A 19,190-nucleotide genomic window follows, 5' to 3' on the forward strand; every position below is an offset into this window, starting at 1 on the left:
ATGTTCCCCTTGACAAGGATCAATGCGCTTTGCTTGCGCTACACAAAAGCTTCTTCGTCAAGACGTCCGCCGACAACCGGCGGCGCTTCCGCAAGGAGATCAGAGATGTCGCGTTCGTTGCTCGCCTTGGCGGCGCTCTTCATCGCAGGTGAGAGCCTATTGTCGGCTCCAGCCGTTGCAGACAGCCTGTCGCTCGCGCCGATGCTCCAGCGTGTCGTGCCGAGCGTCGTCAGCATCTCGGTGCAGGGCAGGGAACTCGACGACGCGGATGCAACGCTTGCTGATCCCTTCTACAGAAAGTTCTTCGGACTACCTGACGACGCTGCGCCGGCAGAGCACAGCTTCCAATCGGCCGGATCGGGTGTCGTCATCGACGAGGTCCACGGCTACATCGTCACCAACCAGCATGTCATAGCAAGCGCCTCAAAAATCGAGGTGGCGCTCTCCGACGGCCGACGCTTCCAAGCGAAACTTGTCGGCGCCGATCCCGAGACGGATGTCGCTGTCGTTCAAATTCCACCTGATCATCTTGTTCAAGCCGAGTTTGGAAGCGCGTCCTCGCTTCACGTCGGCGACGTCGTCGTGGCGATCGGGAATCCCTTCGGCCTGGGCCAGACCGCGACGATGGGCATCGTAAGCGCGCTTGGGCGCCGTGCCGTGGGATCGGAGGGGTACGAAGGATTCATTCAGACGGACGCGTCGACCAATCCCGGCAATTCGGGCGGCGCGCTTGTAAGCGAGGACGGCGTCGTGGTCGGGATCAATAGCGCGATCATCGGCCCCGCCGGAGGAAGCATCGGCATCGGTTTTGCGGTCCCAGCCGAGACTGTCGGCATCGTGATGCGGCAGCTCATCCTGACCGGCAAGTTGGTACGCGGCGAGGTGGGAATTTTAACGCAGGACCTGACGCCCGGTCTCGCAAAGGCGTTCGGCATCGATGAAGGGGCGGGCGCGCTGGTCAGCGAAGTCCTTCCGGGTTCACCGGCGGCAAATGCAGGAATTCAGCCGGGCGACGTCATTCGGATGGTCGACGGAAGGACGGTGCGCGGCGCGTCCGACGTTCGAAGGCTTGTGGGATCGCTACCGTTGCAGTCCAAGCCGTCCTTCCAGATCGACCGCGCGAGCCGAAGGATAGAAGCATTTCCCGTGGTGTCCGACGCACCGGTTGCCGAACCGGCTGCTCCGCGTACCATTCATATCGGCCGCGGCCCTCTCGCCGACGCCGAGATGGCGAACTCTCCCGATGGTCCCGGCGCCCGCGTCGTCGTCGTCGCCGAGGGTTCGGTCGCGGCACAGGCCGGCCTGCAGCCGGACGACGTTATCGTCGCTCTCGACCAGCAGCCGGTGACGGACGTCGGGCAACTCCTCTCAATACTCGTGAAGGAGCATGCCCGTGCTCTCATCACCGTCGTGAGGAACGGCCACCGCCTCTTCGTGGCCGCTGACGTGCAGACCCAGTAGCAGCCCGCAGACCGTGTTCTGTCCGCTGAAATTCCAAGGTCGCTCTCGTGCTTGATGAAGATCAACGACGAAAATCTGTGGCGCTGTCACGATCGGCACGTCGCAAACCTGAAGGAGGTTGTCATGAACGACATTCAACTCAGACAGAACATTCTCGACGAAATGGAATTCGAGCCCAGTATCGACGCGGCTGATATCGGCGTCGCGGTCGAAAGCGGGATCGTCACACTGACTGGTCACGCGCGCACCTACGCGGAGAAAGACGCCGCAGAGCGCGTGGTTAGTCGCGTCAAGGGCGTGCGCGGAATAGCTGCCGATATCGAGGTCCGGATTTTCGGGCCGAAGGAAACAGACGACGACGACATCGCCCGGCGAGCTGTCAAAATGCTCGACTGGAACGTTTCCGTGCCAAAGGATTCGGTGCAGGTGCGGGTCCTCAAAGGGTGGATCACCTTGCGGGGAGAGGTCGAGTGGCAATATCAAAAGAACGCTGCCTACGACGCCGTGCGGCATCTCGCCGGCGTAGTAGGGGTGTCCAACCTAGTGGAGCTGAAGCCGCATATTACGGCGGTGGATGTCAAGAAACGCATCGAGGATGCTTTCCAACGCGACGCCGCTCTTGAGGCCGATGCAATCAGAATCGACGTCCAAGGCAGAAAGGTAATCCTCTCCGGCAAGGTGAAGACCTGGTCGGAACGGCAGGCGGCGGAGCGCGCTGCATGGTCCGCTCCAGGGATCAGCAACTCTCGACGACCGACTGACGGTCGGGTGATCGAATATCGGGATTGGCTAGACGTTACTGCTCTGCCCACACTCAGCAGCAAGGGCGCCGCTGAGCGCCCTTCGCATAGAGCCCAATTTCCTTGATCGACTTGCGCGCAGATCTCGTCTTCGGAATGAAATTCCGCACCACCCGTTGCAGAGCCTCCGTCGCGAGCACAAGGCGACCATTGTTGTTGTTGGAGAGCGACCTTGGGTGGCGACGTAGGCTGGGATCTTCCGCGAAGAAAGATATGAGTCCCCGCAACGGCAGCGCGATTGAGGTTCGGGTTTGATTTTTCTAAATTGAAATCCTGCTGTCGAGCAGAATCGCTATTAGGCCTCGCGGCGAGCAGCAGCCTGAGACGGGTCGACATCTCCGATGCAGTGTACGGCTTCTTCAGCCAGCCGGCGCCCGCTTCGATCTCCTTTTCCGCGGCATGGGGTTCAGAAAAGCCCGACGTCAGGAGAATTTTCACCCTCGGCCAGCGCTCCCGGACATTCCGGGCCAGTTCGTCGTCGTTCATTCCCGGCATGGCCACATCACTGAACAGGAGCGCTACGTCATGCCCCGCCTCCAGCTCCTTCAACGCGTCGATCCCGTTCGTAGCTTCGATCACGAAGTAGGCAAGCGTCTGCAGGCGGCTGACCGTCACTCGGCGAACTCTCGCGTCGTCCTCGACCACCGGGATAGTTTCCGTGCCCCGAGGCGGGGCTTCCTCAGCCCGCTGCTCGTTCGGATGAGAATCCTTTCCGGCGTCGGCGCGTGGAAGAAAGAGGCGCACCGTCGTCCCTTCGCCAAGTTCGCTGTAGAGCTGCAGGTGCCCTGCGGATTGCTTTGCGAAACCGTAGACCATGCTCAGCCCAAGCCCCGTTCCCGAGCCCGTCGGTTTCGCGGTGAAGAACGGTCGAAAGCCCTCTCCATCACATCGGACGTCATTCCGGTGCCGGTGTCGGTCACGGAAATGAGGACGTAGCTGCCGGGGCGGATCGCCGGGGTACATCCCGACATAGTCGAAGTCGATCTTGCAACAGAGCCCTTGCAGGCGGGCACCTCAAAGCAGACAGGAGCTGCGATGGAGGACAAGGCTTCGCAGGTTCTATCGAGCACGAAATACAGCACTGCTATCAAGCAGTTGGCAGGATCCGTGCTCTCACAATCCAACAAAAAGCGCTGATGAACGAACAAAAACTTTCGAACCAGTTTCTGTTGTTTTTCCCGGGCTTCTCGTCAACCAGTCTTATTCCGTTTCCTGCCACCTTAACTCATCATCTTCCGGAAAAGCGGCAGTTGGTTGCGAACATCCAGTGCCTCGGTCGGTGGACTCCGCTGAAGCGCCTATTTGAAGTCACTCTGCCCCAGATACGCTTCAATGCAGCTAGGAATGGGAAGCGATGAGCAAAGTGCGTAGGAGATCAAAGTTTCCCACTCCTTGTGGCCTGCCGAGGTCGGCGATCGATGACAGGCGTAATCGAGAGACACTGGCCTCCGAGACATCAATGCCGCTTGGGGGAGACGTATCTGACAACGTTGGTTGTAAATCCGCTTTTGTTTGCCGATGCACATTCAGTGCCATGGCTGGATCGCATGGTTCAGATACACGCAGATAGACATCGCGACCGATCGCGCGCGTGCCCGGCCTCGCCGAAAAGGTGCCAGATGTGACGGCAGCCTTGCATGCAAAGCTCGACGAGCACCGGGCGTTCGTGCGGGAGCGTGGAGAAGACTTGCCGGAAATCCAGAATTGGCGCTGGGCACGCTCCTCCTAGTGCGACAGAGGACCGGATTGGGTAGCGACTACCACCAGCCATACTGCCGCAGCTACGCCGGCACGCAGGAGAAAGGATTCGAGTGCGAGGTGGCAACCTCGCCTTCGACTTGGGGTGTCCCACGGCAATCGCAGCCTTTGCAGCGTCAGCTACCTGTTTCGAGTCCTGTTCGTTCTGCAAACGATGCGATCTTAAAACGTCCTGGAGAATGATCGCCGGGTCATGCTGCAGCCGTCAACGAGAGGCAGCTAAGGGTGAAGCCCGGTCCCATCGCCGTCAGGACAGTTCTCCTGGGTAGTCCTTGCGCAAGAAGCTTCTCGAGTACGAACAGCGCGGTTGGCGAGGATATGTTCCCATAGTCCGAGAGAACCTCACGTTCCTGGTCGAGGGTTCCCTGGCTTAGTTTAAGCGCCGATTCCAAGGCGGTGATAACCTTTGATCCACCGGGGTGGCACGCAAACCGGTCAACGTCGGCAGGAGCAAGATCTGATCGGGCGAGTATGGACGTTACGCCCTTCAGCACATGAGTTTCGGCGAACGGTGGTATCGCACGATCGAAGATCACGCCCAGACCCTCCGGATCGACGCTCCATCCCATGATGTCTAGCGTGTCGGGCCACGTATGCTGGCCTGCAAGTTCGACCTCGGCCAGACCGGTCTCACTAGCACGCACCACGCAGGCGGCGGCCCCGTCGCCGAAGAGGGCGGTCGCCACGATGTTCGCCTTCGTAAGCTTGTCCATGCGAAATGCCAACGTGCAGGTCTCGACGGCGACCACCAGCACGACTGAGCCTGGCCGGGATGCCGCCAGCCGTGACCCGATTGAAAGCCCAGAGACTCCGCCGGCACAGCCGAGGCCAAACACGGGAACCCGTTCGACATCGTCCCGGAAGCCCAGTTCTCGGCTTACCCTCGCTTCCAGACTAGGTGTCGCAATACCAGTCGAGGAGACGGTTACGATCGTGTCGACATCGCCTGCTGCAATGCCCGCCGACACGAGAGCCTTGCTGGCGGCGGCGACGAACATTGCACCCGCGCCCTCGATATGAGCGAGGTTTCGTTCGGGCCATCCCGACGTCTCGAGATACCACTCGATCGGCCGGACGGCATAGCGGCGCCGAATTCCCGAGGTTTCGAACACCCTTGCCAGCTTTTCGAAATCGCCAAATCGCGATGAGAACGCGGTGTGCGAGGCTCGCGCCGCGTCACGCTGGTCGATGACATGTGGCGGAACGGCGGTGCCGACGGATACCAGCTTGACGGGTTGCTGCATAAGACTCCTTGCGACGGCGCGGGAAGAATTTGGTACGCCGCGCGAGGACGAGACCGAACCGTAACGCCTCGATCCTCAATAAGTTGCAATGCGGGCGAGCCTGACGCCGCACTTCGTCGGAAGGCTTCAGAGACGACGACGCGTGAAGAATGCCTCCCGCGGCTTCGTGTCTGCCTTGATCCACGTCAATGCGCTCAACAAGTTGGCTCCGTAATTGTCCGATCGAAAAGGAGACAGCGCGATGCTTGCTAGAGACATCATGACGACCCCGTGACGACGCTCGACGAGGGACACAACGTCAGGGAAGCCGTCGAGATCGTCAACGCCAGCAAGATCGGCGCGGTGCCCGTCATCGATGGCGAAGGGCGGCTCACCGGCATCGTCACCGGGGAGACCTGCTGCGCCGGGTGGCGTCATCCTGGGCGAGACGGGCGGTACCGCATACGCGCGACCGCGAAGATGCACTGGCGGACTATGTGAAGGCCCGAAGCTGGCGCGTCAAGGACGTGATGTCGACGCCCGTCGTCAGCGCCGCCCCGAGCGCAACCGCGAGCCAGCTCGCAGAACTCCTGCAGGCCCACGACATCAAACACCGAACGGCAGACTCGCCGGCATAATCAGCCGTCACGACTTGATGCGAGCGCTTCTCGATGTTCGACGGCAGTGTACTGCTTCCGGCGACGAGGCCCTAGGGACGGCCGTTCGTGGCCGCCTGGAAACCGAGTTCGAAATAAGGTTCCCCATCGTCAATGCGACCGTCTCCGACGGGGCAGTGACCCTGAGGGGAGAGGTCGAGACGGAGCTGGAATGCTCGGCGGCCAGGGTGGCGGCGGAAAGCATCCGCGGCGTCGGCGGCGTGGTAAACAACATCACCCTGGCTACCGCATGGTGAGCTCTCTCAAACTATGAAATCGTCCCTGGAGTTTCCGTCATGTTTGTCAGGGTCATCGCAGACGCCGTCGCGTCGAGGTTTCTCCTCGTCATCCTGATCCTCATGGTGGGGACGGTCGTGAGCGTCCTACTGGTGAGGCCATCCGACGACTCCCGAACCGGGCGCGTCGAGCGCTCTCTCTGACCCGTGAGTGCGCGATGAACATCTGGCCCTCCAGGATTTAATTGTCCGGCCGCGTCCCGCAAATGGCGCGACGGATTCGATGCTCTCCGAACTATTCGGCTTCATCTGGCTGATGGGAAGGCGTCATCAGGCGTTGGTCGCAGGGCTGTCCCTGGCTCTTTTCGTTATCGGCGCGGCGCCTCTCGAACTCCAGCGCCGGATCGTCAATGAGGCGACCGAGCAAGCGTCATACCGGTCTCTTCTCTTTCTCGTCTCCCTCTATCTCGCGGTCGCAGTGTTGAAGGGCGCGATAAATTCACCTCCAACCTCTAAAGAAGCTGGGTGGGCGAAAAAAGCACGCTTTGGCTCGGGGCGCGCGTTCTGCATCGGGCCGAGACGCCGCCATCGGAATCCACGCTCGAGGGGGTTGAGCTGTCGATCGTCTTTGCGGAAGCGGAACCGGTGGGCAGTTTCGTTGGGACCAGCATCTCCGAGCCGCTACTCCAGATCGGCATCCTTGTCACCGTGGGCGGTTATCTGATCTATCTCCAGCCGCTGATGAGGATGGCCGTCGCAGCCACCTTCGCCCCGCAGATTGCGTTCGTCCCGATGTTAGGCTGCTCACCTGGCTTTTGGAGATGCCGCTCATACCCATGGCCTTGACCAAGTCGTCGACAGAACGAGTCGAGATTCCCTGGATATACGCTTCCTGGATAACGGCCGTCAGAGCTTTCTCTGCCATGCGGCGCGGTTCAAGGAAGCTCGGAAAGTAGCTGCCTTTGCGCAGCTTCGGAATGCGAAGCTCGACGGTGCCAGCCCGCGTCTCCCGATGTCACGGTAGCCATTGCGTTGTGCGAGCCGCATCGAGTTCTTCACACCGAAGTCTGCACCCGTAGCCGAGCCTACTTCCAGCTCCATCAGCCGCTCGGCAGCAAGACCGATCATCTCACGCAACAAATCTGCATCGGCACTCTTCTCAACAAGGGAGCGCACGTTCATCATGTCATTGGTCCTCGGTGATCTTTCCGTCAGGTTGGTCTTGAACAACCCGACCCTAGCGGAAAAACACTGATGGCCGCCCGCAAAGCCGATCACCCGCTACAGCGCAACGAGAAGCGCGCGGGCGCTCGGCTTTACTCCCTACCGTCACCTACGCCACGTACTGGGACACGATCCGATAGAACGGCCACCTTTTCCCGCGTGCAAGTGGCCATATGGGGGTGGCGTAATAACCAGGCATACGCGAGGTCGGTATGGCAGGTTTGATCTCTCCTTCCAGGTCGCTCGCGTTATAGATCGCGACGACGCCGGGCACCGAGAACGCATCGCCGACATCGATGTTCAGGATTCGGGCATGTGGCTGGTCGGAGCGTCGCAATGCGATATGCAACATACCGCGGCGCCATGTCATCGACATACTGACCAACACCCGTCAGCAGACGTGGATCTTCGGTGCGCTTGTCCCGCTTGCCGACAAGTTTGGGCCGCAGCTCGACGGAATGGTCCTGCTGGCTCATTCGTAGAACTCCACACCCTTTCGCAACTCTTGCCATTGCGCGTCGTCGTGGCCGAAAATGATAGAAGCTCCCCGCTCCCGAAGAGCTTTCAGGCGAGCGAGTGCCTCTGCGGCGAGTTCGATGTTCCAAGTATTTCTCGGAGCGATACCGGTGTCGACGCTCGCCTGGAGCGGGGCAGCATCTGAAGCGAGTATAAATGAACCATCTTTTTCCAGCTCGACACGGGCGACGGTCATTCCGGGGGTATGACCCGGCATGGGCAGCAAGACGATGCGCCCGTCGCCAAAGACGTCATGCTCGGCATTGAAGGTCTGGAAACCCTGGGGCTGGTCCCATTCTCCTCGAAGATAGCCTTGATTTTCTGCACCGCTTGCCGTGGCGGCCTGCGCCTCCGCTTCGTGGCAGAGGATCGTTGCGCGCCGAAAGTACGCGTTGCAGCCGCAATGATCGGGATGCAGATGTGAACAGATCACAACATCTATGTCCTCGGGATCGAGAGCAAGAGTCTTCAACTGATGAACGACCGTCCGCTCTGGCGAAAAGATCGGGGTCATAACCTTGCTTAACCCACCCCATCGCGCGCCTGGATCGATGGCGGCCTCTGGATTGCATCCGCTATCGAACAGCGCGTTGCCTTGGGGATGGCGCATCAGGGTGGCGTGAACCGGCAATTCAATCGCTTCTTCCTTCAGCGCCCCAGGGACGTAGATGGACCGGCGCATACGAAGGCGGCCGGCCTCGAGAAAATGCATCTTCATCTTAAAGGTCCTCTCTTGCTAGCCAGTTCGCGGACGGCGTTGACGATGTTTTCATAGCCCGTACAACGACAGATGTTTCCTGAGAGCGCTTCCCTGATCTTATCATCGGTTTCCAGCGGATGGTGGCGAAGAAGGTCGATGATCGCCAACGATGAAACTGGGCCTACAAATTGGCATTGCAGGCCATGATGCTGGCGGAACGCTTCTTGGATTCGTCCGAGTATCGACGCTTCCCTGGCCATGGTTTCGATTTCGCTTCCGTCTGCCTGCACTGCAAGCATCAGACAGGAGCGTGCGCTCCTTCCATCGAGAATGACGGTGCAGGCACCGCAAACGCCATGTTCGCACCCGACATGGGTTCCGGTCAGGCAAAGGATCCTGGCGCAGGAAGTGGCTCAGCAGCGTTCGTGCTTCGATCGTGCGCGTCATATACGCTTCGTTGACGCTGACGGTGATCGTCTTCTCACTCATCTTGCTTGAAGCCTTTCGTGGTTCGCGCGGCTCCAGGCGGCGCGACGGGCCCGTTTGGCAAGGACGCCTGAGAGATGCCTGCGGTAATCTGCAGAGGCATGGATATCCGTGTTGGGCGTGAGGATTCCAGCCAGGCGATCCGCCACCGTATCGAGAGCCGGCTCGGAAACATCCGTCCCCTCGATGATGCCCTCGATCTCTTCAAGCCGCAGCGGGGTTTCACCAACGCCCATCATGCCAACGCGAACGTCAGACGCCCTGCCATCTACACAATGCAGCGTCGTCGCAAAGCAAGCGAGTGCGAAGTCCCCGTGGCGTTTTGCAAACTCCTCAAATCCCCATCCGGCATCCGGTCTCATCGCGTCGAGCTCGACGCGAATTACAAACTCGTCCGGTTCCAACGAGTTGACCAGCGATCCGACAAAAAAATCGGCTGCAGGTATTTCGCGTCTGCCGCGCTGAGAGGAGGCGATGACCGTCCCACCGAGGAACCGTGTCATCATCGGCATCTCGGTCGCTGGATCCGCATGCGCGACGCTGCCGCCGAAGGTGCCGCGGTTGCGCACGGTCATATGGGTGACGTGATGCATCGCCTCATGCACGATCGGCAAGTGTTGGCGGATGATCGGGTCTGTCGCGGTCAAGTGATGGCGTACCGTCGGCGCCGATTCTCACCCGATCTCCGTGCAGTTCGATCCGATCTCCATGAACCGACGTTACTACGCGCGGCGCCCAAAATCCCGCGGCCCTGCTCGGATGGATACGATCTCTCTGAGCAGTTCGAGGTTCTCGCCGGTCATGGTGGCCACGTCTTCGATCGTGCAGATATGCATCGAACGAGCCATCAGGCGGCCTTTTGCGCAGTGGAGACCGTCGGAAGCATATTCCACGGCAACAGGTCTTCAAGCCTATCTACCGGTTAATCTTTGATCTGGGTTAGGACGTCCGTGAGGTAGCTCTCGGGGTTGCGGCCATGCAGTTTGTCCGTTCCAATGATGGTCAAGATATTAGCGTTGCGCTATCCCGTTCGTAATTTGCATCGTGTAAGTCTTCACTCCTGATGCTCGTTCTCGGGCCGCGCCACGCAACGCGCGGCCCGTCTTTCGGTTTTCTCAACCCGGGAAATTGCTACTCGGATTGATTGATTATTACGAGTTTATATGCAACCTTCGGTACGATCGCCGACGGTCGGCGCACATCAGGAGGAAAAACCATGATCCGTACTAATGCAGTTGCAGCACTTGTGTTTGCTGTAGCAACCTCAGCTCTTGCTTTCGATGCAAGCAACTTCAAGGATTTTTCAAGCATCGCATCGGCTTCCAGCAGTTGGCAGAACCAGTCCGGCTCGACGATGATCATTCAAGTCGACTCGTTCGGAAATGTCTCCGGCCAATATGTAAACAGAGCCCAGGGCACCGGATGCCAGAACTCGCCCTATCCGCTAACAGGAAGGGTAAACGGGACGTTCATCGCATTTTCGGTCGGCTGGAACAATTCGACGGAGAACTGCAATTCCGCAACCGGATGGACCGGCTACGCACAGGTCAACGGCAACAACACTGAGATAGTCACGAGCTGGAACCTCGCTTACGAAGGCGGCTCCGGTCCGGCCATTGAGCAAGGACAAGACACTTTCCAGTACGTGCCGACGACTGAGAACAAAAGCCTCTTGAAGGATTAATCTCCTCTGCCCTGCCGGCGCTGGCCCGTCAGAGATTGTGGAGCAAGAATTCATCGAATATGGCCAAAGGCTTAGACGAAGCTGCTTTCCCTGCCGAATAAAAGCGCCGCGTGCTCGTCCGCGCGGCGCAAATCCTTATTTGATGAGTTCAATGCGGCCAAAACGGCAAGCTTTCCGGACAAAAGTAAGCATCCGAGGATGCGCCGCCTTGGGGCAAACGCGGCGATCTGATCAAGGTCGTTTGGCACGATGGCCAGGGGGCCTGCCTGTTCACGAAAAAATTGGAGCGAGGAAGGTTTATCTAGCGTGACGGCCAGGGCGCTTGTCTGTTCACGAAGAAGCTGGAGCGCGGCCGCTTCATCTGGCCGTCAGCCGCTGACGGCACGGTGGTGATCACACCGGCGCAGCTCGGTTATCTGCTCGAAGGTCTACAGAAATATCCCTGCTTGTGAGTCTGACGAATCATCACCGGACAAGATCGGGGTGCTGGATCCGAGCCATCCGTTATTTGGACGCTCCTTTAATGTGATGCGTGAGGTGGGACGTAGAGGCGGCAACTTCGCGCCGTCGTATGAGGTTGAACATCGTGGTGGATCGACCTTGCTGATACCCGTGTCTGCGACACAGGGATATGTCGAAGCCTGAAATACTGACGCGCGAAGGACACCATTCGCCCAATTGTGAGGAGAAGGTTTTGCCAATCACTGTGCAACGCCTCCGCCTTGCAGCGGGCATCTAGGTAAAGGCACAGCGCAACAGATGGACACACGAACCTAGTTTGCTCAGCGCCGTACAACTTGCCGCCAGGCTCGATATTCCCGTCAATTGGATTTACGTTCAAATCAGGCGGAAGCGCCTGCTCATCGACCAGCAATCAACCGGAGCATATTTGTTCCAAAATTCCCCAGCGGTCGTCAACGCGGTTCGCGACCTTCGCAACCGTACCATTCATCAACTCGATCTGAGAATCATTCAGCCTCACCAGGAGGGGCATCAACATGCGTTGTCGCTGGAGGGAATTGACTGGCGCGCACGGCAGGAAACCTGGCGCCCCAGCCGGGTTTGACTCAATTTTTGCATTGAGATTGTTGAGAAATCTGATTCAATGTCGTTATGACATTGCCGCCGCTTACCCTGCCATCGGACCTTGCCAGCGCTCATCCGGCGCTGCTGGCCGAACGTGTTGCGCGGCTGCAAGCTGAGGCGGACGCGGCCAACGCGAAGGCGCGGCTGTCGAGCATTGAGGCGCTCAACGTGCATTTGCAGTTGCTGATCGGCAAGCTGGAGCGCGAGAAGCACGGGCCGCGCCGCGAGCGCACGCAGCGGCTGATCGATCAGTTGGAATTTGCAGCTCGAAGAGCTCGTGGCGTAGGCCGCCGAGGACGAACTGAGCGTCCAAGAGGCCGCGGCCAGAACGCAGTCCGTGCGCGCCTTCGCCCGCAAGCGTCCAGTGCGCAAGGCGTCGCCCAAAGACGTCGAGCGCGCACGCATCGTCATCGAAGCGCCGACGGCATGTGCCTGCTGTGGCGGCTCGCGGCTGTCGAAGCTGGGCGAGGATGTGACGGAAACGCTGGAGGATATCCCGCGCCGATTCAAGGTGATCGAGACGGTGCGCGAGAAATTTACCTGCCGCGATTGCGAGGCGATCAGTCAGGCTCCCGCACCGTTCCATGCGACGCCCGCGCGGCTTCATCGGCCCTCAGTTGCTGGCGACGATCGTGTTCGACAAGTTCGGGCAGCACATCCCGCTGAACCGCCAGAGCACGCGGTTCAAATGTGAGGCATCGGTCCGTCGACCCAGACCCTGGCCGGTGAATGTTGATCCGAATGTCTTCGAGCTGCGGCAAATGCTGGAGCATCACTGTCGCACGGCATACCAGGAGGCAACGTAGCCGGCTGCGGCGACCCCATGCGAATGCGGGACGTCGCGGACGATGCTACCGACAATGGCGTCCCTTTGATCGACGCCATTCGGCCAGTTCGGCACGATGTAGCCGCGATAGCTGTAGATCCAGGTCTCGCCGGCCACATCGCCCTTTCCAGTGAATTGCAGCTCGACAGGGTCTCCCGGACGCACCGTACCGGTCAATTCCAGCGACCACCCGGGCCCACCAATGGTTCCGCCGACCTTGCGCCGAGCCAACTCGGTCAGCACCAGCGTTCCCTGGCCAAATTCCAGTGCATTGAAATCAACCGATAAATCGGGATTGTTGATCAGGCTGCGATAACTCCAAGTGCCAGTGAAGCTCATAGTTCCTCCCAATGGCGATCGACGCCCTAATGATGGCCGGAAACGGTGCCACCCTGGCCGTCCGGCAGGGTGATCCTGATGTTCTGCATCATGCCCTGGTCCTCATGATCGAGGATGTGGCAATGCAGAACGAACTCGCCGATATAGCGCTGGTAGTGCGTCCGCACGGTGATCGTGTAGCGCGCCGACGGATCGGTGCCGGGATTCTTGATCCACAGCGTGTCCTTCCAGACATTTTTCAAGCCTGGATATTGCGGATCGCCGTCGTCATCGGCGCCAAGCGCGCTGACATCGTTGCCGGCCGCATCGACAATTTTGATGATCTGAAACGGATTGACATGGATATGGAATGGGTGGCTGACGAAATCCGAGCGGAGCGTCCATTCGTCGACTCCGCTCAGCGGCAACGTCCGGTCGATGCGGTTGGGATCATAAGGTTTGCCGTCAACCTCGAAGAAGGTGGCACCCGGCTGTTTCACATCGATGTTAAACACCAGTTGCTGCTCGCCGGTGACCTCGCCCGCGTCGATGTCCGGATGGGGAATAAAGCTTGAGAGCGACATCTCGTTCTTGAGGTCATCGATAACCTTGCCGGCGACATTCTGTGACATCGTGCGCTCAGCCGCCGAAATCAGCCAATCCTGCAGATAGGTGCCGATCTCGCCATTGACGGCATGGCCGCCTACTGCAGTGACTATGCCGAGAAGCCGTCGGCTTGGAGCCTCCTGGTTGACGCTGGCCGCTGCCGGTGCGGCGCCATCGATGATGCAGTAGTCACCCGCTCCTGGCAACACCACCAGCGCGTCAACGCGGTAGCCCGGTTGCAGGATCGCTTGCTGCCGCATCTGCACCTGCGCCATTGTCAGCCCGTCCTGGGCCACCACCCCATACGGAATAGTATCCTTGCCGCAATTCTGATCGATCCATCTGTCGGTGTCCGCTGCCGCAAGCGTGCGGAACGCGGTCGTCCCGGTCTTGCGCCGGATTTCGAAATTGATGGTGTCGCGAACCCCGGCGTGTATCATCCGCCACCGCTCGACCGAGCCAGCCTCCGCTAATGCCAACTGACCAAGCACCTGGCCGTTGACGCTGGTGAAGCGGCCCGAAGCCGGCCAACTGCCAGGTCCGAACTGATCGTAGCTTTCGATGCCGCCCACCTGTCCTGGCTGGCAATCATAAGTGATGTCGCCATTGTTATCGGTGCAAGCATATTGAATCTGCTGTAGCACCAAAACCCGTTCGGCGATATCGGAGCCGCCCGGCTGCTTCAATAGGCGGTCGATATCGCCAGTCTCGGTCGGTGTCGGCATGCGATCGCCACGGATGATCAACGCCCCGGACATGCCACTCGACACCTGCAATGCGGTTGATCCGTGTAGGTGTGGGTGATACCAGAAGGTGCCGGCGGGATGCTCAACGGCGATGTTGTATTCATATTGGAACGAAACGCCGGGACGGATTGAGATCAGCACATTATCGCCATTGCCAGACGGATTTACCCAGAGACCGTGCGAATGCAGGTTGGTACCGTTGAAGCAATGGGGGGTATTGGCACTGCCACCGCCGATGCCGCAGGTGGAATCCTGAGGGAACAGGTTGTGAAGCGTTACCCGCACCGTCTGACCGGGCCGTAGATCGATGGTCGGTCCAACCAATGGCGTGTCGGCACCGGATAAGCCGGTCTGGCGGGCGTCTTGATAGCCGCGCAGTTTAACGTGGTCGTAGCGCGCCGTGGCCGGATTGTAGATCTGTCGGTCGAGATAGGTAGCGTTCATATCGAGCAGAACCTCGCCCGGAAATGTCTCCCGGCTTTGTTCGAAGGTTTTCAGCATCCCCTGGGATTTTGTGATAGGTTGCAGCATATAGGCCAGGGGGTTAGTCACGGCCCTGGCCTCTTGAGCGACTGCGAATAGCGCATGGGTGACCGAAAAAACGCTCGCCATACCGAAGATCGCAATTTTGTCAGACACAGACAAACAACCCTCCCAAACCTCTGCCCGGAGTTTTGTTCTCCCCGGGTCGAACCGCATCCACAAAGTTCTACTGCGTCACCATGCGTTCACCTGCAATTCGACTTTGACTCGCGCGCTTTCTCGGGAGAAGACAGCTGCCGCCGCGCGACGAGAAAGTTTCAAGACTCATGCCACTCTGGCCGGATCGAGCCTCAGAAGGAATCTTGTGCCTATGCTTCAAGGACTTCCACGAGAGCGCGGTAGGAAGTCGGGCGGAACAGCACCATGGCGCGCACCTGACAAACCTGACAGCAGGTGTAGTAGGCCCGACATTTTTGTGGGGAGCATCGTTACGTGCGGCAATACGCGTCTCACCTTGTTTGTTTGTCGAGCTGCACTCGAGCAACGCCTTGACGCTCATATCGCGGTCACCGCCGCGGGCATTAATGTCGGCGTCACATACCGTTCATCACACCGCCTAATCGGAGAGACACCACGGGCAGACTACGCCAGTTCTTCCGGCTCTCTGCGCTGCGCGATGATCTCGAAACAAGGTTGCTTGCTCAGGAGTATCGCGCCCTGCTCCTCGACGATCATTTCGACGACGGCAGGAGGGAGCCCTTCCACAATCTTCTCCTATGGACGTCTCTTATGGACGTCCAACGCGATATCTCAGATGCACGGAGCCGAGGCCAGCGGCTTCGGCGCTGATAAACGTGAGCCTCGCCCTGCCGGCAAGCCCATCCTCGCCGCCCTCGAATATGGCCGGTGTATTCGACTTGCCTCCGATCGCAGGGAAGATGACCAGGCTGACCTCGTCAACAAGACCCGCCTTCAAGAAATGGCCATTGGTTTGCGCCCCGCCTTCCAGCATCAAGCGCTTCACACCGAACTCGGTTCCAAGAAGGTCAAGCGCGTTTTTCAGATCGACGCCATCTTTCTCCGAGACGATATAGGAAACGCCAGCCTGGGTGAGGCCCGCCAGGTAAGCATCATCCACGTCAGATCCTGTCAGGACCACAAGGTGAGCTCCCTCAATGTCGCTCTTGTCCCAGCGTAGCCGACCGTCCTTATCCACGATGACAGCGAACTCGCCGGCGTCCGGGTTGGCGATATGGATCGGTCGCGCGGCTGTGCCGGTTGCTTGATAGGGGCGGTCGACGGCGTCCGCGAACTCTTCTCCCGTCGCTCTTCCCGAAAGCCAGGCGTCGGCACCGATCTTCTCATGCAGGCCGTCATAGATCTTCACGAGCTCATCGACCGAATGGCCGGTTGCCTCGGCCCAATCATTGACGATCAATCGGCCATCCAGCGGCGACATCATGTGACAGATTACATAGGGTCTGGGCATTGGATTACTCTCCTCTACAAACATTCCACCGTCAGTGACCTGACTTCAACCAAGCTGCGAATTTATCCATCCAGTCGGGGTGCCAGCGTGAAAGCGCCGGCCGGTTCAGGATCATGTCGTCGGCCGCCCAGCGGATCCTTCTGGCATCGATCGCAGACGTAACCGCGTTATCCGGACAGATGATGTAAAAATTCTCGTCGAGCAGACGGACCAGGAAGTATTCCACCAGTTGCTCTGCGGTCCATGCCTCATCGGGTTTCGCAATGCCCTGCGGCTTGAGTGCGATGTTCATGGGTGTCCACGTGTAGCCAGGGACGAGGAGATGAGCCGAAACACGACCTCCCGTCTCCTTCAGAAGCTCGTGCGACAGCTGTTCGGTCAGGACTTTGACAGCTGCCTTTGCCACCGAATATGCGGCGTTACCTGGAGGAGTCGTAATACCTTCCTTGGAGCCGAGGTTGACAACGGCCGACTGGCGACCGGCTTCGATCATGTAGGGCACGAAGACGTGTTGCGCGGCCAGAACACCTCCGAAGTTTACATCGATCTGGCGTCGCCACTTTGCAGGATTGTCCCAAGGGCCGGCTCCTTGCGTTATGCCCGCGTTGTTTACTAGGACGGCCACGTCGCCAAACCGCGAAATCGTTTCGTCCCGCAACCTGGTCAGTGCCGACAAATCTGATACGTCGCCGCTCACGATCAGGATGTCCGTGTCGAGTGTCGAAGTAACATCCTCAAGTGCGTCGGCGTCGAGATCCAGCAGCGCGAGCTTCATGCCGCGGGCCGCGAGAGCCCTCGCGATTGCCAAGCCGATGCCCTTCGCAGCTCCCGTGATGACCGCAACGCGGCCAGGAGCAACGACGCTGTTCATTCTCTCGCTCATTTTTTGTCTTTCCCGTCATTGGACCGTCACCGCTGGAAGGTGTGCCGGACAAGCCGTCGCCGTGGAATTTTTCTCCGAGAAGCGTGCCGGCCGATGGCACCAGCGCAGAGAAGTCCATCAACGCTACTCGGGCGCTTGGGTCGTCGGATCATATCCGCGGGCTGCGAACGACCGTTCGATCGCACTATAAGAATAGGGTAGCGCGACGGCTACTTGAAGTGAGCGGGATCGCACGCACCGATGAGCCGTGTTCACTCAAGGGCCTTCGTGACGTAGGGAATGCCTGGCCAGTTCGACCGCGGACGGGACCAAAAAGGTAACGCACTCCTGGTCCCTGCCAGATCGGTGGATGATTTTCACTCGCCGCCCCGATCAATTTTGCTCATGTAACCAATCGGCTCCACGGGCATTTGGTCACCAGCGCCTCGAGACGATCGTGGTGCTGACCAAACCAAAGGAGTGAAATCATGACAGGGAATAAACCACTCGCAATGATCACGGGCGGCTCATCTGGAATAGGCTTCGAGCTTGCCAAACAATTCGCCAAGAATGGATTCGATGTCGCCATTTCAGGCTCAAGCGACAAGGTGAACGAGGCCGCCGATGCGCTACGAAGCCTTGATGCCGAAGCATATCCGTTCAAAGCGGATGCCTCGACGTACGATGGCGTCGAGAGGTTCTGGACCTTTACGCAGGGGCTGGGGCGCCCCTTGGAAGCCGCGGCTCTGAACGTCGGTATCGGTATTGGCGGCGCCTTTGTCGATAACGATCTCGAGGATGAGCTTCGCCTGCTTGCGATCAATGTAACCGGGACCGTCCATATGGCCAAACGCGTCGTCCAACATATGGTCAAGAACGGCCGCGGCAGGATTCTCATCACCTCCTCGGTTTCGGCGACCCTGCCCACGCCATACGAAACCGTTTACGGCCCGTCGAAGGCATTCGGTTACATGTTCGCGGAATCTCTGCGCGAGGAGTTGCGCTCGACCGGGGTCACGGTGACGGCACTCCTTCCGGGCGCCACCAACAGCGACTTCCACGCGAACGCTGGAATGGGCGGTACGAAGCTCGGTGGCCAACAAAAAAACGACAAGACGCTCGTCGCCAAGCAGGGCTTCGAGGCCCTCATGAACGGCATCGACCATATCGTCGGCGGAGATCAGAAAACCAAGCGGCAGGTGTTGGAAAACCGGACGACCCCCGAGCCCGTCAAAGCCGCGCGGCAAGCCGGATTGACCCAACCGCAGTGAAGGAGCACGTCATGTCACATCTGAAAAACAAGGTCGCCATCGTCACAGGGGCTTCCTCGGGCATTGGAGCGGCGACCGCCAGAGGATTGGCGGAAAAAGGTGCGCGCGTCGTCCTTGCCGGCCGCAATGAGGAACGCCTCAGTCAGATCGTCGAAGACATCACCGGTTCGGGAGGTATTGCCAGCTACAAGGTTGCTGATGCCACGGATTTTGAGAGTACCAAGGCCCTCGTCGCGTTCGCCACAACGACGTACGGCCCGGTCGATATATTGGTCAACAATGCCGGCCTCATGCTCTTTTCCTATTGGAAGGATGCCGCCGTCGGCGATTGGAACAAGATGATCGATACCAACCTGCGTGGCTATCTGCATGCGATCGCCGCGGTGCTGCCGTCGATGTTGGAGCGCCGGTCCGGCCGCATCCTGAATATGAGCTCTATCGCCGGCGTTCATGTCGGCGAGGCGGCAGGGGTTTACGGAGCCACGAAGTTCTTCATACGCGGTATTACCGAAAGCCTCAGGAAGGAGGTGGGCGTGGGTAGCGGGATCCAAGTGTCTATGATCAGCCCTGGCGTGATCGATACCGGCTGGGCCGACAAGGTTCATGACGAGACGGGCAGAAAGATCGCCGGAGAGCTCAACAAGCAGGGTATTCCGCCGTCGTCGGTGGCTGAAGCCGTGGTCTATGCACTAGACCAGCCCCCGGAGATCACGATCAACGACATTTCGTCCATCCAACCCGGCAGGACTGGTAGCCCGC

At 59.2% G+C, this 19,190-nt stretch carries 17 protein-coding genes and 8 pseudogenes; 12 read left to right on the forward strand and 13 right to left on the reverse strand.

Annotated elements, in window-relative coordinates; translation table 11 throughout:
• Window positions 1-105 precede the first annotated feature (105 nt).
• Both Tal182_RS24590 and Tal182_RS24595 read left to right on the forward strand, forming a co-directional pair.
• A complete protein-coding gene (locus Tal182_RS24590; protein ID WP_011053299.1) occupies window positions 106-1,461 on the forward strand; it encodes a trypsin-like peptidase domain-containing protein in 1,356 nt (451 codons plus the stop codon).
• A 123-nt stretch (window positions 1,462-1,584) separates the two neighbouring features.
• Window positions 1,585-2,233 (forward strand): annotated as a pseudogene (locus Tal182_RS24595) (BON domain-containing protein).
• Between the two features lie 409 nt (window positions 2,234-2,642).
• On the opposite strand, the pseudogene Tal182_RS33220 reads toward Tal182_RS24595, so the two are convergent.
• A pseudogene (locus Tal182_RS33220) lies at window positions 2,643-3,224 on the reverse strand (response regulator); the annotation flags it as partial.
• Window positions 3,225-3,852: 628 nt separating this feature from the next.
• On the opposite strand from Tal182_RS33220, the gene Tal182_RS32410 reads away from it, so the two are divergent.
• Entirely contained in the window at window positions 3,853-3,990 is a 138-nt protein-coding gene (locus Tal182_RS32410) for a hypothetical protein (protein ID WP_257784652.1), read from the forward strand.
• A gap of 220 nt (window positions 3,991-4,210) precedes the next feature.
• Here the strand turns inward: Tal182_RS32410 and Tal182_RS24615 are convergent, their stop codons facing one another.
• Window positions 4,211-5,263 (reverse strand): type III polyketide synthase, encoded by a 1,053-nt coding sequence (locus Tal182_RS24615; RefSeq protein WP_085861360.1) that lies wholly within the window; start codon window positions 5,261-5,263, stop codon window positions 4,211-4,213.
• Window positions 5,264-5,533: 270 nt separating this feature from the next.
• On the opposite strand from Tal182_RS24615, the gene Tal182_RS24620 reads away from it, so the two are divergent.
• The 3 genes from Tal182_RS24620 (at window position 5,534) to Tal182_RS32420 (ending at window position 6,338) form a co-directional block, all read left to right on the forward strand.
• Window positions 5,534-5,743, forward strand: a complete 210-nt coding sequence (locus tag Tal182_RS24620) for a CBS domain-containing protein (protein WP_008534154.1) — start codon at window positions 5,534-5,536, stop codon at window positions 5,741-5,743.
• Window positions 5,744-5,897: 154 nt separating this feature from the next.
• Window positions 5,898-6,155 carry a BON domain-containing protein gene (locus Tal182_RS24625; protein ID WP_029875514.1) on the forward strand — a complete coding sequence of 86 codons (258 nt, stop codon included), beginning with the start codon at window positions 5,898-5,900 and terminating at the stop codon, window positions 6,153-6,155.
• Between the two features lie 39 nt (window positions 6,156-6,194).
• A complete protein-coding gene (locus Tal182_RS32420) occupies window positions 6,195-6,338 on the forward strand; it encodes a hypothetical protein (protein ID WP_164517822.1) in 144 nt (47 codons plus the stop codon).
• 598 nt (window positions 6,339-6,936) lie between these two features.
• Here the strand turns inward: Tal182_RS32420 and Tal182_RS24640 are convergent.
• From Tal182_RS24640 to Tal182_RS32875, 6 genes and pseudogenes are all read right to left on the reverse strand, one after another.
• Window positions 6,937-7,319 (reverse strand): annotated as a pseudogene (locus Tal182_RS24640) (transposase); the annotation flags it as partial.
• Between the two features lie 190 nt (window positions 7,320-7,509).
• Window positions 7,510-7,834 (reverse strand): annotated as a pseudogene (locus tag Tal182_RS24645) (xanthine dehydrogenase family protein molybdopterin-binding subunit); the annotation flags it as partial.
• The gene (locus Tal182_RS24650; RefSeq protein ID WP_004674371.1) at window positions 7,831-8,592 is read right to left on the reverse strand and encodes an N-acyl homoserine lactonase family protein; all 762 of its coding nucleotides are present in this window, start codon (window positions 8,590-8,592) and stop codon (window positions 7,831-7,833) included. The gene Tal182_RS24650 and the pseudogene Tal182_RS24645, both read right to left, overlap by 4 nt.
• A complete protein-coding gene (locus Tal182_RS24655; protein ID WP_040111703.1) occupies window positions 8,589-8,873 on the reverse strand; it encodes a 2Fe-2S iron-sulfur cluster-binding protein in 285 nt (94 codons plus the stop codon). Before Tal182_RS24655 ends, Tal182_RS24650 begins: the two co-directional genes overlap by 4 nt.
• Before the next feature lie 186 nt (window positions 8,874-9,059).
• Window positions 9,060-9,665: an FAD binding domain-containing protein gene (locus Tal182_RS24660; protein WP_237353339.1), complete on the reverse strand. Its 606-nt coding sequence runs from the start codon at window positions 9,663-9,665 to the stop codon at window positions 9,060-9,062.
• Window positions 9,666-9,985: 320 nt separating this feature from the next.
• Window positions 9,986-10,093, reverse strand: a pseudogene (locus Tal182_RS32875) (transposase domain-containing protein); the annotation flags it as partial.
• A 183-nt stretch (window positions 10,094-10,276) separates the two neighbouring features.
• Between Tal182_RS32875 and Tal182_RS24665 the strand changes: the two are divergent.
• The 4 genes and pseudogenes from Tal182_RS24665 to Tal182_RS24685 all read left to right on the forward strand — a co-directional run.
• The gene (locus Tal182_RS24665; protein WP_004674376.1) at window positions 10,277-10,744 is read left to right on the forward strand and encodes an avidin/streptavidin family protein; all 468 of its coding nucleotides are present in this window, start codon (window positions 10,277-10,279) and stop codon (window positions 10,742-10,744) included.
• Window positions 10,745-10,968: 224 nt separating this feature from the next.
• Window positions 10,969-11,196 (forward strand): annotated as a pseudogene (gene tnpB, locus Tal182_RS33135) (IS66 family insertion sequence element accessory protein TnpB); the annotation flags it as partial.
• Between the two features lie 326 nt (window positions 11,197-11,522).
• The gene (locus Tal182_RS24680; protein WP_008534161.1) at window positions 11,523-11,810 is read left to right on the forward strand and encodes a hypothetical protein; all 288 of its coding nucleotides are present in this window, start codon (window positions 11,523-11,525) and stop codon (window positions 11,808-11,810) included.
• Window positions 11,811-11,857: 47 nt separating this feature from the next.
• Window positions 11,858-12,525, forward strand: a pseudogene (locus Tal182_RS24685) (IS66 family transposase zinc-finger binding domain-containing protein); the annotation flags it as partial.
• Window positions 12,526-12,602: 77 nt separating this feature from the next.
• Here the strand turns inward: Tal182_RS24685 and Tal182_RS24690 are convergent.
• The 5 genes from Tal182_RS24690 to Tal182_RS24705 all read right to left on the reverse strand — a co-directional run bounded on the left by Tal182_RS24690 (window position 12,603) and on the right by Tal182_RS24705 (window position 17,181).
• Window positions 12,603-12,995 carry a hypothetical protein gene (locus Tal182_RS24690; protein WP_004674379.1) on the reverse strand — a complete coding sequence of 131 codons (393 nt, stop codon included), beginning with the start codon at window positions 12,993-12,995 and terminating at the stop codon, window positions 12,603-12,605.
• 26 nt (window positions 12,996-13,021) lie between these two features.
• The gene (locus Tal182_RS24695) at window positions 13,022-14,971 is read right to left on the reverse strand and encodes a multicopper oxidase domain-containing protein (RefSeq protein ID WP_018446454.1); all 1,950 of its coding nucleotides are present in this window, start codon (window positions 14,969-14,971) and stop codon (window positions 13,022-13,024) included.
• A gap of 480 nt (window positions 14,972-15,451) precedes the next feature.
• Window positions 15,452-15,574 (reverse strand): hypothetical protein, encoded by a 123-nt coding sequence (locus Tal182_RS33140; RefSeq protein WP_009982859.1) that lies wholly within the window; start codon window positions 15,572-15,574, stop codon window positions 15,452-15,454.
• Between the two features lie 22 nt (window positions 15,575-15,596).
• Entirely contained in the window at window positions 15,597-16,298 is a 702-nt protein-coding gene (locus Tal182_RS24700) for a RibD family protein (RefSeq protein WP_004674381.1), read from the reverse strand.
• Between the two features lie 31 nt (window positions 16,299-16,329).
• Window positions 16,330-17,181 (reverse strand): SDR family NAD(P)-dependent oxidoreductase, encoded by an 852-nt coding sequence (locus Tal182_RS24705; protein ID WP_009991591.1) that lies wholly within the window; start codon window positions 17,179-17,181, stop codon window positions 16,330-16,332.
• 467 nt (window positions 17,182-17,648) lie between these two features.
• Between Tal182_RS24705 and Tal182_RS24710 the strand changes: the two genes are divergently transcribed.
• Together Tal182_RS24710 and Tal182_RS24715 are read left to right on the forward strand one after the other, a co-directional pair.
• Window positions 17,649-18,431 (forward strand): SDR family NAD(P)-dependent oxidoreductase, encoded by a 783-nt coding sequence (locus Tal182_RS24710; RefSeq protein ID WP_206426549.1) that lies wholly within the window; start codon window positions 17,649-17,651, stop codon window positions 18,429-18,431.
• Window positions 18,432-18,442: 11 nt separating this feature from the next.
• A pseudogene (locus Tal182_RS24715) lies at window positions 18,443-19,185 on the forward strand (SDR family oxidoreductase).
• Window positions 19,186-19,190 lie beyond the last annotated feature (5 nt).

This window comes from Rhizobium sp. TAL182 (assembly GCF_002117725.1).
GTDB classification, from domain to species: Bacteria; Pseudomonadota; Alphaproteobacteria; order Rhizobiales; family Rhizobiaceae; genus Rhizobium; species Rhizobium esperanzae.

Coding starts and splice junctions, on each gene's coding strand:
- Tal182_RS24625 (WP_029875514.1), top strand. CDS start 5,898: ATGCGAGCGCTTCTCGATGTTCGACGGCAGTGTACTGCTTCCGGCGAC.
- Tal182_RS24665 (WP_004674376.1), top strand. CDS start 10,277: ATGATCCGTACTAATGCAGTTGCAGCACTTGTGTTTGCTGTAGCAACC.
- Tal182_RS24615 (WP_085861360.1), bottom strand. CDS start 5,263: ATGCAGCAACCCGTCAAGCTGGTATCCGTCGGCACCGCCGTTCCGCCA.
- Tal182_RS24705 (WP_009991591.1), bottom strand. CDS start 17,181: ATGAGCGAGAGAATGAACAGCGTCGTTGCTCCTGGCCGCGTTGCGGTC.
- Tal182_RS24690 (WP_004674379.1), bottom strand. CDS start 12,995: ATGAGCTTCACTGGCACTTGGAGTTATCGCAGCCTGATCAACAATCCC.
- Tal182_RS32420 (WP_164517822.1), top strand. CDS start 6,195: ATGTTTGTCAGGGTCATCGCAGACGCCGTCGCGTCGAGGTTTCTCCTC.
- Tal182_RS24700 (WP_004674381.1), bottom strand. CDS start 16,298: ATGCCCAGACCCTATGTAATCTGTCACATGATGTCGCCGCTGGATGGC.
- Tal182_RS24650 (WP_004674371.1), bottom strand. CDS start 8,592: ATGAAGATGCATTTTCTCGAGGCCGGCCGCCTTCGTATGCGCCGGTCC.
- Tal182_RS24655 (WP_040111703.1), bottom strand. CDS start 8,873: ATGCTTGCAGTGCAGGCAGACGGAAGCGAAATCGAAACCATGGCCAGG.
- Tal182_RS24710 (WP_206426549.1), top strand. CDS start 17,649: ATGACAGGGAATAAACCACTCGCAATGATCACGGGCGGCTCATCTGGA.
- Tal182_RS24590 (WP_011053299.1), top strand. CDS start 106: ATGTCGCGTTCGTTGCTCGCCTTGGCGGCGCTCTTCATCGCAGGTGAG.